General features: G+C 57.2%; 12 protein-coding genes and 1 tRNA gene. 11 read left to right on the plus strand and 2 right to left on the minus strand.

The features are described 5' to 3' along the window. Positions 1–21: 21 nt before the first annotated feature. The 5 genes from recQ (at position 22) to glpK (ending at position 6,714) form a co-directional block, all read left to right on the plus strand. On the plus strand, positions 22–1,890 hold the full coding sequence (gene recQ, locus AD928_RS09400; RefSeq protein ID WP_082779845.1) for a DNA helicase RecQ: 1,869 nt from the start codon (positions 22–24) through the stop codon (positions 1,888–1,890). 1 nt (position 1,891) lies between these two features. Beyond that, positions 1,892–2,695, plus strand: a complete 804-nt coding sequence (locus AD928_RS09405) for a DeoR/GlpR family DNA-binding transcription regulator (RefSeq protein WP_062250051.1) — start codon at positions 1,892–1,894, stop codon at positions 2,693–2,695. A gap of 94 nt (positions 2,696–2,789) precedes the next feature. Then, positions 2,790–4,310, plus strand: coding sequence for a glycerol-3-phosphate dehydrogenase (gene glpD, locus AD928_RS09410; protein WP_062140370.1), 1,521 nt, complete (start codon positions 2,790–2,792; stop codon positions 4,308–4,310). 52 nt (positions 4,311–4,362) lie between these two features. Next, positions 4,363–5,187 carry an MIP/aquaporin family protein gene (locus AD928_RS09415; RefSeq protein ID WP_062250053.1) on the plus strand — a complete coding sequence of 275 codons (825 nt, stop codon included), beginning with the start codon at positions 4,363–4,365 and terminating at the stop codon, positions 5,185–5,187. A gap of 27 nt (positions 5,188–5,214) precedes the next feature. Next, a complete protein-coding gene (gene glpK / locus AD928_RS09420; RefSeq protein ID WP_062140366.1) occupies positions 5,215–6,714 on the plus strand; it encodes a glycerol kinase GlpK in 1,500 nt (499 codons plus the stop codon). Between the two features lie 79 nt (positions 6,715–6,793). On the opposite strand, the gene AD928_RS09425 is transcribed toward glpK, so the two are convergent. Beyond that, a complete protein-coding gene (locus AD928_RS09425; RefSeq protein WP_062250056.1) occupies positions 6,794–7,291 on the minus strand; it encodes a copper chaperone PCu(A)C in 498 nt (165 codons plus the stop codon). 153 nt (positions 7,292–7,444) lie between these two features. Between AD928_RS09425 and nrdR the strand changes: the two genes are divergently transcribed. Genes nrdR through thiL form a run of 3 tightly spaced genes read left to right on the plus strand, consistent with a single transcriptional unit; the run spans position 7,445 to position 9,473 of the window. Beyond that, positions 7,445–7,945: a transcriptional regulator NrdR gene (gene nrdR / locus AD928_RS09430; RefSeq protein WP_062140362.1), complete on the plus strand. Its 501-nt coding sequence runs from the start codon at positions 7,445–7,447 to the stop codon at positions 7,943–7,945. 36 nt (positions 7,946–7,981) lie between these two features. After that, positions 7,982–8,515, plus strand: coding sequence for a transcription antitermination factor NusB (gene nusB / locus AD928_RS09435; protein WP_062250058.1), 534 nt, complete (start codon positions 7,982–7,984; stop codon positions 8,513–8,515). Further along, positions 8,499–9,473: a thiamine-phosphate kinase gene (gene thiL, locus AD928_RS09440; RefSeq protein ID WP_062250060.1), complete on the plus strand. Its 975-nt coding sequence runs from the start codon at positions 8,499–8,501 to the stop codon at positions 9,471–9,473. Before nusB ends, thiL begins: the two co-directional genes overlap by 17 nt. A 48-nt stretch (positions 9,474–9,521) precedes the next feature. Here thiL and AD928_RS09445 read toward each other — a convergent pair whose 3' ends face one another. After that, complete coding sequence (locus AD928_RS09445) at positions 9,522–10,667, minus strand: hypothetical protein (RefSeq protein ID WP_062140356.1); 1,146 nt, start codon at positions 10,665–10,667, stop codon at positions 9,522–9,524. Between the two features lie 73 nt (positions 10,668–10,740). Here AD928_RS09445 and AD928_RS09450 point away from each other — a divergent pair, with 73 nt between their 5' ends. The 3 genes from AD928_RS09450 to AD928_RS09460 form a co-directional block, all read left to right on the plus strand. Continuing rightward, positions 10,741–11,547, plus strand: coding sequence for an SDR family NAD(P)-dependent oxidoreductase (locus AD928_RS09450; RefSeq protein ID WP_233420029.1), 807 nt, complete (start codon positions 10,741–10,743; stop codon positions 11,545–11,547). A gap of 205 nt (positions 11,548–11,752) precedes the next feature. Further along, positions 11,753–11,826 (plus strand) — tRNA-Cys (locus AD928_RS09455). A gap of 136 nt (positions 11,827–11,962) precedes the next feature. After that, positions 11,963–12,306 (plus strand): transposase (locus tag AD928_RS09460; protein WP_233420030.1); only part of this gene is annotated, 344 nt, incomplete at its 3' end.

Consider the following 12,306-nt stretch of genomic DNA (forward strand, 5'->3'; position numbering starts at 1 on the left):
ATGACTGAGATACAAACCGACATGATACCTCCGGCTCCTGCTCTGCCGCGGGATGCCGGGGGGCGTGACCGGTTTGTGGGCACCAGCCCGAAAGACGTTCTACACGCCGTTTTCGGCTTTCCCGATTTTCGGAGCCTGCAGGGGCAGGCGGTCGCGTGCGTCATGGAAGGCCGGGACGCCCTTGTCCTGATGCCAACAGGTGGCGGTAAAAGCGTCTGTTATCAGGTTCCTTCCCTGTGCCGCCCCGGCATGGGGCTGGTCATTTCTCCCCTGATTGCCCTGATGGATGATCAGGTCGCCGGGCTACGACAGCTCGGCATTAACGCCGCCGCACTCCATTCCGAACTGGAAGGAGATGAGGCCGCAAAAATCCGTTCAGATCTGGCAGCCGGGCGCGTTGACCTGCTGTATGTATCCCCCGAACGTCTGCTTTCCCCCGGCACGCTGGAACGGCTGACGCGGCAACCTATTTCCGTCATTGCGATTGACGAAGCCCATTGTATTTCTGCGTGGGGGCATGAATTCCGCCCGGAATATCGCGCGCTGGCCTCGCTTCCCAAACATTTTCCCAATGTTCCACGCATTGCGCTTACTGCGACAGCCGACGAACGCACGCGGGAAGATATCCTCACAGCGCTGGATATGCCGCAGGCCGAGGTGCTGGTTTCCAGCTTCCATCGGTCCAACCTCAATATAGCGGCTCTCCCCAAAGCCTCGGAAATGCGGCAACTCACCGCTGTTCTTGAACGGCATAGGGACGAAGCCTGTATTGTTTACTGCGGCAGTCGTGCCCGAACTGAGCGTATTGCCGCAGCCCTACGGGACAAAGGCTGGACAGCACTCGCTTTTCATGCCGGTCTTTCCGCCATTGAGAAGCGAGCTGCCTTGCTGCGGTTCCGCTCAGGCGAGCCGATTGTAATTGTGGCGACGGTCGCGTTCGGGATGGGAATTGACCGGCCGGATGTGCGAGCGGTCATTCACCTCGACATGCCCTGCTCCCCGGAAGCCTATTATCAGCAGATCGGGCGGGCAGGGCGTGATGGCCTGCCGTCTGAAACCGTGCTGCTTTATGGTGGCGAGGATATGGCTCGCGCCCGCTTCTGGCTGGACCAGTCCAGTGCACCTGACAGCGAAAAACGCATTATGCGCAGCCGTCTGGAAGCCATGATTGCTCTGACGGAAACGACCGGCTGCCGCACACGGGCCTTGTTGCATTGTTTTGGCGAAACGCTGGAAAGCCCATGCGGCCATTGCGATAACTGCCGTTATCCCGTTGTGACCTTTGATGGCACGGATGCTGCCAGAAAATTCCTGTCCACTGTCTATCGCACCGGTCAGAGATTTGGAGCGCTGCATATCATCGCCGTCCTGCGTGGCAAGCTGACGGATGCTGTTGAACGCAACCATCATGATACTCTGTCTGTCTGGGGCATTGGGAAAGATAAGAGCGAGCCGTTCTGGCGCGGCGTTGGACGGCAGCTCATTGCGCGCGGTGCCTTGCGGAGCGAAGGGCAATATAGCGGCCTTGCTCTCAATCAGGAGGTTGCACGGCCCATTCTGCGCGGGGAAGAACCTGTTAGTCTGCGGGCCGACGCTACGCAGGAACTGGAAAAAGCGGCCAGCCGCACCCGCACACCGGAAACGCAGGCAGAGCTGCCGGAAGAGAAGCAGGCTGTATTTGCCGCCCTCCGGAGCTGGCGGCTGGATGAGGCGCGGGAGCAGGAAATTCCGCCTTATGTGATCTTCCATGATTCCGCCTTGCGGGACATTGCGCTGGGCATGCCGACCAGCCTTGCCGAACTCGGGGAAGTGAAGGGCGTTGGTCGTTCCAAGCTGGAGCGCTATGGGGAAGCCGTTCTGGCGGTTCTGAAGACCGCACAGGGAGTATAAAATGGCCTCCGTAGACGAAAGGCGCGCCCGTATTCTGCAATTTGTGCAGCTGCAGGGTTATGTGGCGAATGAAGATCTGGCGAAAGCCCTGCATGTCACGGTGCAGACTGTCCGGCGCGATGTGAACAGCATGGCGGCGGAAGGGGCTCTGGCGCGGCATCATGGGGGGGCCAGTGCGCTCTCTTTTGCAGAAAATATTGCATATTGTGATCGTCAGATTCTCAATCTCTCACAGAAAGAGGCCATTGGAGAGCGCGCGGCGGCGGCGATCCCGGATGGAGCCTCTCTGTTTATCAATATCGGCACCACGACCGAGGCATTCGCCCGCTCCCTACGGATGCACAGGGCCCTGCGCGTCATCACCAACAACATTCACGTCGCGAGCCTGCTGACGCCGGCCCCTGAATGCAATGTTGTGATTGCGGGTGGTACGGTCAGGCTGCGGGATGGCGGCATTGTCGGCCCGGCTGCTGCGGCCATGATCGAGCAGTATCGGGCTGATTTTGGCGTCATTGGCATTAGCGGCATTGATGAAGACGGTACGCTGCTGGACTTTGATGTGGATGAAATCACCGCAGCACAGGCCATCATCCGAAACTCACGCACCGTCTTTCTGCTGGCTGATCACACAAAGTTCAGACGGCGCCCCATGGCCCGTGTGGGGCACATTTCCGAAGTCAGCGCGTTCTATACAGATCAGGCGCCGCCTGAGGGTATCCGCGGCATCCTAAAAGAGGCAGGCGTCTGTCTGCATATCGCAAACGAAAGCCAATTTTCGGAAAAGAAAACAAAAAAGGATTTCTGAGCCGGTTTGCGTCACATTAAAGCCATTGTTTTTGGCTTACATTTTCGGATACGAATAAGGCCAGTGTCCCGTTTTGGTGTAATTGGAAGAAAAAATGTCAGATTCCGCTCCTTCTCCTGCACAGCCCTATGATCTTCTGATTGTTGGTGGCGGCGTTAACGGCGCGGGTATTGCGCGCGATGCTGTTGGACGCGGGGCTTCGGTTCTGCTTGTCGAACAGGATGATCTGGCAAGCTATACCTCTTCCGCCAGCACCAAATTGATTCACGGTGGCCTGCGGTATCTGGAATATTATGAATTCCGTCTGGTGCGTGAAGCGCTGACAGAACGTGAGCGTCTGCTGGCCATGGCGCCGCACATTATGTGGCCGATGCGTTTCGTGCTGCCACATTCCAAACTGGTGCGCCCGGCGTGGATGCTTAAGGCCGGGCTGTTCCTGTACGATCATCTGGCGTCCAACATGACGCTGCCCAAGTCCCGCGCCGTTGATTTCCGCACACATTCTTCAGGCCGTCCGCTCAAGCCTGAATACACCAAAGGCTTCGTGTATTCAGATGGGTGGGTGCAGGATAGCCGACTGGTGGTGCTGAATGCACTGGATGCCGCTGAACGTGGCGCTGAGATCCGCACCCGCACCCGTCTGATCAAGGCGGACCGGGTCAATGGCGTCTGGGAAGCCGTTCTGGAAGATCGTGCCACCGGCAAGACCAGCACGGTACGCGCCCGTGCGCTGGTGAATGCCGCTGGCCCGTGGGTTGCCAAACTGCTCTCTGAAACCCTAAAAATTCCCAATTCCAAATCCGTGCGGCTGGTCAAGGGCAGTCATATTATTGTCCCGCGCGTTTTTGAAGGGCCGCAGGCTTATATCTTCCAGAACCCGGACAAGCGTATCGTGTTCGCCATCCCGTATGAGCAGAATTATACGCTGATCGGCACCACGGATATCCCGTGGAAAGAAGCGCCCGGCACCGTCGGCATCGCGCCGGATGAAGTGACCTATCTGTGTGAAAGCGTGAATCGCTATTTCCAGACGCAGGTCAAAGAAAGCGACGTGGTCTGGAGCTATGCTGGCCTGCGTCCGCTGTATGATGATGCCTCCGCCAACGCGTCTGCCGTCACACGGGATTATGTGCTGGATCTGGACACCACAGACGGCGCCCCGCTGCTCTCCATCTTTGGTGGCAAGATCACCACCTACCGCAAGCTGGCGGAGCATGCTCTGGAAAAACTGGCGCCGGTGCTGCCGGTCGTTGCCGGGGCAAGCTGGACCGCCAGCGAAGTGCTTCCGGGCGGCGATATTGGGGAAGGCGGCTTTGCGGGTGCTCTGGCACGCCTGCGTCGTGCGGCTCCCTGGCTGCCGGAACAGCTTGCATGGCGCCTGATGCGCAATTATGGAAGCCGGGCCTATGAGATTATCGGTGAGGCTGCCTCCATGCAGGACATGGGCGAACTTCTGGGTGGCGATTTGACCACGCGTGAAGTTGATTACCTCATAGGCAAGGAATGGGCCCGCGCACCGGAAGATGTTCTGTGGCGCCGCAGCAAAATGGGCCTGCATCTGAACGAGGCTGAAAAGAACGCGGTTGCAGACTATGTAAAGAAGAAGGTAGCCTGATTTTTTAATCCCAAGCCATCTCTTTCCAAATAAAAAATAAAAAGAGGAAAGTATGACAATCACCCAACGCGCCTTGATTGGCGAACTGATCGCTGAATGCATTGCGGTCTTTATCATTATTGTTTTTGGGGATTCCGTAGCAGCGATGTATGCGCTCTACGACCCCAGCCCCTATAAAATGGCGTATTGGGGCGTCTGCATTGTCTGGGGACTGGGCGTGACGGTTGCCATTTACGTCACGGGCGCAGTCTCCGGCACACACGCCAACCCCGCAGTGACACTGGCGCTGGCCTGTTACCGTGGTTTTTCATGGAAAAAAGTTGTGCCCTATTGGGCAGCGCAGGTTGTCGGCGGCTTTCTGGGCGCGGTGATTGTCTACACGCTCTTCTCGCCCGTCATCGCGCATTACGCCGCCGTCAACCATCTGGACTGGCGGCATGACGGAGCGGCGGCTGGCGTCTTCTTTACCCATCCGGGCGATTTCATCACCCCGATGCATGCATTTGTGGATGAGACCATCCTGACAGCCATGCTGCTCCTGGGGATTTTTGCGGTAACGTGTGAATACAACACACAGGCCCCACAGGCGAACTCTGGGGCTCTGATTATCGGCCTGCTTGTGGCAACAATTGGCGCTTCCGCTGGCTATCTGGAAGCGTGGGCCATTAATCCGGCACGTGATTTCGGGCCGCGTCTGTTCTGTTATTTTGCCGGGTGGGGGGAAGCAGCTTTCCCGTCTCCCGGAAATTACTGGTGGGTGCCGGTTGCCGGACCGCTTCTGGGCGGTGTAGTGGGGGCCGGGTTCTATCAGGGGGTTGTAAAACCCTTCATGCCAGCGATCGTTCGGGCCCGGCAGCCTGACGTTGCTCAAGATTAATTGCTCCAGCCATAAGGATAACGTGCGATGAGCAAGCAAGATTACGTATTGGCGATTGATCAGGGCACGACCTCTACGCGCAGTATTGTGTTCGATCGGAATGCCCAGGAAATTTCAAGCGCCCGTCAGGAGTTTGCTCAGCACTATCCTGAACCTGGCTGGGTAGAACATTGCCCCGAAGATATCTGGAACGACGCGAAAGCGACAGCCACCGCAGCGTTGGAAAAAGCCGGTGGCACCAGCCGCATTGCCGGGATTGGCATCACCAACCAGCGTGAAACCATTGTTGTGTGGGAACGCGCAACCGGTAAGCCGATCCATCGCGCCATTGTCTGGCAGGATCGCCGCACGGCAGCTGTGTGCCAGAAATTGCGGGATGAAGGGGCTGAGGCTCTTGTGCGTGAGCGCACCGGCCTGCTGCTGGACCCCTATTTTTCCGCCACCAAACTGGCCTGGCTGCTTGATAATGTATCCGGCGCACGAGCCAGAGCAGAAAAGGGCGAGCTGGCGTTCGGCACTATTGATTCCTTCCTGCTCTGGCGTCTGACCGGCGGCAAGGTGCATGCAACGGATATTACCAATGCGGCCCGGACCCTGCTGTTCGATATCCACACGCAGAAGTGGGACGATGATCTGCTGCGTCTGTTCCGTATTCCGGCCGCTCTGCTGCCGGAAGTGAAGGACAACAGCACCATTTTTGGTGAGACAGATCCGGCTCTGTTTGGCCGCGCCATTCCGATTGCCGGCATGGCAGGGGACCAGCAGGCTGCTGTGGTCGGTCAGGCGTGTTTTGCTCAGGGCATGGCCAAAGCCACCTATGGCACAGGCTGCTTTGTGTTGCTGAATACGGGTGAAAAACCCGTCACTTCCAAAAACCGAATGCTGACGACCATTGCTTACCGCATCAACGGCAAGACGTCTTACGCGCTGGAAGGCTCCATCTTTGTGGCTGGTGCCGCTATCAAATGGCTGCGTGATGGCCTGCATCTGATTACGCATGCGTCGCAGACAGACGATATGGCAACGCGCGTCCCGCACAGCCACGGCGTATACATGGTACCGGGGTTTGTGGGGCTTGGTGCGCCGCACTGGGACCCGGATGCCCGTGGCCTGATCTGCGGCCTGACGCTTGATGCAACTGCCGCCCATATTGCGCGTGCCGCTCTGGAATCTGTTGCCTATCAGACTCTGGATCTGGTCACAGCCATGACGCAGGACGGAGCAGGCACAACTGAGGCTCTGCGCGTTGATGGCGGCATGGCTGCGAATGACTGGTTCTGTCAGTTCCTAGCCGACATGCTACAGGTCAATGTTGAGCGTCCGAGCAACATTGAGACTACGGCTCTGGGCGCAGGGTTCCTGGCCGGGCTGGCAACTGGTGTCTGGGAAAATGAGAAGACGCTGGCGTCTGAATGGGCCCGTGGCGCACTCTTCAAGCCTTCCATGGCGAATGAACAGCGTAAGACCATGATTGCTGGCTGGCATCAGGCCGTGAAACGGACCCTGACAAACCCGACCTCAGTGTAACCTCTCTAAGTCGCTCTCTTTTCCTCCCGGCTAACACCTCGTTACGAGGGCATAACCGGGAGGAAAAGAAATCCTGCCTTCAAGGCGTTGACTCAGCCTGATCCAGCTTAATTGTCACGCTTTTGGATGAGCCACCCAGAAAGCTGAAGGTAAAGGAAACGTCCTGTCCCGGCTGGACAGAGGCGTCCGGATCCAGACACAGCAGATGATACCCCCCACGTGGAAACACGAGGGTTGTATGGGCGGGTAAGGAAAGATGCGTAAACAGGGACAAAGTGCCCAGCGTGCTTTCCTGATCAGAATGGTGCCCGACCAGCGTCCGGCATGCTGAAGACCGGACATCGGTCATCAGATGTGCGTTGCCGCCATTATTCGCGATTGTAAAATAAACACCTGCCATGCGGTTTTCACCCTTGATGAACTGCATGCTGGTGTTGGTAATGCTGATATCGTTCTGGGCGTTATCCTGGCCAGGCAGAGATTTGTCGGGGTCCCGATCTTCCGCCAGAACAGGGGCGGAGAGGGCCAGACCAGCCAGCATTGCAGCGACACAGCCAGCACGAAAACGCATTTTCATCGTAACTCCAGTTTTTAATAGCCCGTGACCGGTATAAACTGGTGGGGCAAAAGAATTTTATTGCGGTCACTATACCGCAATGTCGCGCCAGAAGGCCAAGCTTGAAAAAGCACCGGCCCTTTCGGTGCCAGAGTGAGAAAGGCTCACGTCACGATGCGTTGCCCTTTTTGTGGGAACCCGGATAGTCAGGTCAAGGACAGTCGTCCCAATGAGGAAGGCTCGGCCATTCGCCGGCGTAGAGCCTGTCTGTCCTGCGGCCAGCGTTTTACAACAGTCGAACGCGTACAGCTGCGCGATCTGATTGTCGTCAAGGCTGATGGACGCCGCGCGCCGTTTGAGCGGGAGAAAATTACCCGCTCGATCCGGATCGCTCTGCGCAAGCGCCCGGTGTCGGAAAGCAGAATCGAACAGATCGTCACAGGGCTGGTGCGTCAACTCGAAGCCACCGGGGAAACCGAAGTGCCTTCAGCGCGTATCGGGGAACTGGCCATGGATGGGCTGAGAGAGGTTGATACCGTCGGATATGTCCGCTTTGCCAGTGTGTACAGAGACTTCACGGAAGGTCGGGATTTTTCGGAAATTCTGACGTCAATGGACTCATTAGAACCTGATTCGCAGGAAAAGACTGGACCTCGTGGCATAAAGAAGCCATGAAACCCCGCTCCCTCATACGGGTAGCAGGAGATAGGGATGACAGAGCTGCAGGACCATTCAGAACTCAAAGGCGCGCAACGGCCCCGCACCGCTGCCCGCGTTGCCGCCATTCAGGCTCTTTTTCAGATTGAGCAGAATGAAGATCGCCCGGAAAGCGTCATTCAGCAGTTTCTGGTGCATCGTTTTGGCACCACACTGGATAATGCGTCTTATGACGAAGGGTGCATTCCTGAGGCCGACACGCAGCTTTTCTGCGCCATTGTTCGGCAGGGTGTCGCGGAACGCGGCGTTATTCTGGAGCAGTTGACGCAGACACTCCCGGCAACATGGCCGGTGGCGCGTCTGGACCCGGTTCTGCGCGCTCTGTTTCAGGCCGCTCTGGGTGAAGCGCTTGAATCCAGTGTGCCGGCGCGCGTGCTGATTAACGAATACATCGACATCGCACACGGTTTCTTCTCGGGTGATGAACCCAAGCTGGTCAATGGGGTGCTCGACACCATCATGAAAAGACTGGCAAACGGCACGACGGCAGAAAAAGAAGACGAAGAAGAAGGTGGTCCCGCTGACTGATCTGCCGCAGGAATTCAGCTTCATCCATCGGCACTTTTCCGAACTTGCAGGCCCGGCAGCGCTGGGCCTGAAGGATGATGCTGCCGTTTTTACACCACCTGCAGACAGAGATCTGGTCATTGCTGCCGATGCCATGGTGGAAAACGTTCATTTCCTGCCAGACGATCCTCCTGAAACCATCGGGCGCAAGCTCCTCCGCTGTAATCTATCCGACCTTGCAGCCATGGGCGCGACGCCCGAGGGGTGGTTGCTCACACTGGCCCGGCCTCCGGGTCTGGACGATGCATGGTTTACAGCCTTCTGCAGCGGCCTGAAGGCCGACCAGAAGCATTTTGGCCTCAGCCTGCTGGGAGGGGACACAACCTCCACGCAGGGGCCTCTTGTCCTTTCTCTGACCATTCTGGGTTCGGTTCTTCGCGGACAGGCTATCCGTCGCGTCGGCGCGCGGGCTGGTGATGGCCTCTGGGTGACCGGAACGATTGGTGATGGCGCTCTGGGTCTGCGCGCCCTGCAAGGCCTCCTACCTGACCCATCCAGCCACTTAAGCAACCGCTACAGGCTCCCACAGCCCCGTATAGGCCTGTCTCTCTACGGGCTGGCCTCCGCAGCTATGGATGTCTCTGACGGCCTCCTGCAGGACGCAGGCCACCTTGCACGTGAGAATGAACTGGCCGTGACCCTCACCGCCGATGCCGTTCCTCTGTCCGATGCGGCCCGAGCTTGCGGCCCGGACTGGCTGGATGTGTGCCTCACGGGTGGGGATGATTACGAGATTCTGTTTGCGGTTCCACCTGCGCACGAATCCGCGCTCATGCGGGCAGGGGTGCTAGAAACCCTTCACGGGCCTGTTGCGGTGACCCGCATTGGCTACTTTCATGAAGGAAAAGTGGGCGTGCAGGTTCTTGATGCCGAGGGTCAACCCATGCCGTTCACCAAAGGTGGCTGGAGCCATCTTTAGGGGGCCAGATCAGGCTGAAAAGAGCAGTTTCAGCCTGACCTAACCGCATCAGGAAAGCAGCTTTTCGTACATGCGATGCCGTTTGTAGGGAACCGGCACAATCCGCTCGATCAGGTTCCGGATGGGCATGTTGGTTTCCAGCACCCAGCCGAGCTCAATCGTACGATAAGGAAGATCGCGACCTCGCTTCATCAGCTCATCAATCAGCAGCCCGGGAATAATGGCGCTGAGAGCCGTACCAGCCAGCTTTTTCTTCACGCCCAGCAAAATCACGCGCGCAGAATAGAAATCGTGCGCAATCAGACGCGATGCCAGCTTGACCCACCCAAGCGGGGAAGGCGCGCCACCAACATCGCCATTCAGGTCAAAAATATTCGGGATGACCAGCGCAATTGCGACCGGCTCCCCTTTAAATTCAACCAGAACATACTGCTCCGGCCGCAAGACAGGTTTTAACGCTTTAAGCAGAGAGCGAATTTCAATTTCCGTAATGGGGACATTGCCCCACGTGCCTTCCCATGCGTCGTTATAAATCGACCGTAGGATGTCCGCGTCTTCATCAATATGGTCTTTGCGCAGCCCACGCACCGTGATGCCGCCCAGTCGCTGTCGCAGATTGGCGGGAATCCGGTTGGCCTGCTCGGCTGCGGGGCTGGTTTCCATCCTGTAGGACAGCAGATCCATCGCCTTGGAGAAGCCGGCCTGCTCAATGGCTGGCCCAAGCGTGGCCGGGTGCCAGCCTGTGCCAATCATGGGAGGCTCCATTTGCCCCTCAATCATGGTGCCCGATTCACCGTGATAATTCAGGGTCCACGGCCCTCTGATCCGTTCAATGCCCTGCGCCTTGAGCCAGCTTGTCGCGGCATCCAGCAGGGGCTTGACGCAGTCAGTATCCAAAGCATCCAGAGCGCCAAAAAACCCCGTTCTGGGGCCGGGCTGCTCAAGAGCAAGTGTATCAATCTGAGCGGATATTCGCCCGATGGGCTTCCCATCACGCCAGGCCAGAAAGTAACATGCCGTGCCATGGCTGAAGAACGGCGACCGGCGCGGATGGAGCATATCGCGCTGCTCCATGTCCAGGGGTGGGACATAGCTGGGCTGGTCGTTGTAAAGAAGGCGCGGAAGCTTGATGAAGAGCGAAAGCTGACGAGCGCCCGAGACGGCGGAAACGACGATCTGGTTCGGGGTAGTCATCGGTACTCCATCAAACTGGGCCTGGAAACCGCAAGGTGATGCATCATTCCGACGGAATGGAAAAGGGGGAAGTGTGAACAAGGTCTCAACCAGCAGGCACGAACTCCGGTCTGTGCTGATTACAGGAGCCACTGGCGGCATCGGTATGGAGCTGGCAAAACGCTACGCGAAACCCGGTCGCGTGCTCATGCTCTGGGGCCGCAATAAAGAGCGGCTGGACGCAATTGCCAAGCTGTGCTGTGCCCGCGGAGCTGAGGTTTTTCCTCGTCAGATTGATCTTTCTAATGGTGAAACCGCTCTTGCCGCCCTCCGGGAAGATCAGGAGCGCTCTGGGCTGGATCTGATCATCCTCGGGGCAGGGTTGTCCGATATTAAATCCCCCGATCAACAGACAGAAGATCCTGCGGGCGTTCTGAAGCTCGCGCTGGTCAATTATGCAACGCCGGTAACGCTTGCGACGGCTGCCGCACAAAGCATGCTCCGCCAGGGTTACGGAAAAATTGTTCTGATTGGCTCGGTCGCCGGCTTCTATGAGCTCCCGTTCGCGGCATCCTATAGCAGTTCCAAGGCTGGTCTTGCCTGCTTTGCTCAGGCTGCCAATCTGGCCTGGCGCCCGAAAAATATTCAGCTGACCCTTGTGATACCGGGTTTCGTCGACACGCCGATGAGCCAGAGACTGGAAGGGCCTCGTCCGTTTCTTGTCTCCGCAGGAAGTGCAGCCCGCAAGATCATGAAAGCGGTCAAGAACGGGCAGGCAGAGCTGATGTTCCCCTGGCAGTTTCGGGTTCTTCGCATTGCAGAGCGCCTGCTGCCAGCCTTTTTGCGCAAGCATATTCTACAAAGCCTGGATGTGGGGCAGAAAGAGCACGCGGGGGGATAATGCCCCCCATATTCAAGTGGGTTTACCTGTTCGCAGATATCAGACGCCCTTCACAAAGGTGACCAACGAACATACGGCCTGTTCATAGTGGTGAAAAACAATAGGAGGCACACCTTATCTCCTCCCACTTAGGCATTTTGAAAATCCTGCACGCAATGGCTTGACCAAAACTGCGTTAAGAGAGATAAGGCCCTCACACCACGCCGGTCCGGTGGCAGAATGGTGATGCAGCGGACTGCAAATCCGCGTACGTGGGTTCGATTCCCGCCCGGACCTCCAGTTTTAGTTAAGCTAAAACTTTAAAAGTGGTTTTCTATGAATTTTATGAATAGACACTTCCTAGGCTCAGGACCTATTAATTTATTGAACTGAGCGAGACGTTGTGATTCATAGGCTTACCAATGGAGGTGAGGCTGTGAGTGAGTTGTTTTTGATTTCGGAGAGCCAGATGGAACAGATCAGTCCATTTTTTCCTCTGGCGCATGGAATTCCGCGTGTGGACGACCGACGCGTTCTGAGCGGGATCGTTTACGTGATCCGCAACGGTCTTCAGTGGAAAGACGCTCCGAAAGTGTATGGTCCGCACAAGACTTTGTATAACCGGTTCATTCGCTGGAGCCGCCTTGGTGTTTTTGACAGGATCTTTGTCGCCCTGACAGAGCAGGCAGGCCGTTCGAAGCGCCTGATGATTGATGCGACACATCTCAAGGCTCACCGGACAGCTGCCTCTCTGCTCAAAAAGGGGCTTTTCCCCGCCAT

This window comes from Acetobacter cerevisiae, from assembly GCF_001580535.1.
Lineage (GTDB): Bacteria > Pseudomonadota > Alphaproteobacteria > Acetobacterales > Acetobacteraceae > Acetobacter > Acetobacter cerevisiae.

Coding starts and splice junctions, on each gene's coding strand:
- recQ (WP_082779845.1), top strand. CDS start 22: ATGATACCTCCGGCTCCTGCTCTGCCGCGGGATGCCGGGGGGCGTGAC.
- AD928_RS09405 (WP_062250051.1), top strand. CDS start 1,892: ATGGCCTCCGTAGACGAAAGGCGCGCCCGTATTCTGCAATTTGTGCAG.
- glpD (WP_062140370.1), top strand. CDS start 2,790: ATGTCAGATTCCGCTCCTTCTCCTGCACAGCCCTATGATCTTCTGATT.
- AD928_RS09415 (WP_062250053.1), top strand. CDS start 4,363: ATGACAATCACCCAACGCGCCTTGATTGGCGAACTGATCGCTGAATGC.
- glpK (WP_062140366.1), top strand. CDS start 5,215: ATGAGCAAGCAAGATTACGTATTGGCGATTGATCAGGGCACGACCTCT.
- AD928_RS09425 (WP_062250056.1), bottom strand. CDS start 7,291: ATGAAAATGCGTTTTCGTGCTGGCTGTGTCGCTGCAATGCTGGCTGGT.
- nrdR (WP_062140362.1), top strand. CDS start 7,445: ATGCGTTGCCCTTTTTGTGGGAACCCGGATAGTCAGGTCAAGGACAGT.
- nusB (WP_062250058.1), top strand. CDS start 7,982: ATGACAGAGCTGCAGGACCATTCAGAACTCAAAGGCGCGCAACGGCCC.
- AD928_RS09445 (WP_062140356.1), bottom strand. CDS start 10,667: ATGACTACCCCGAACCAGATCGTCGTTTCCGCCGTCTCGGGCGCTCGT.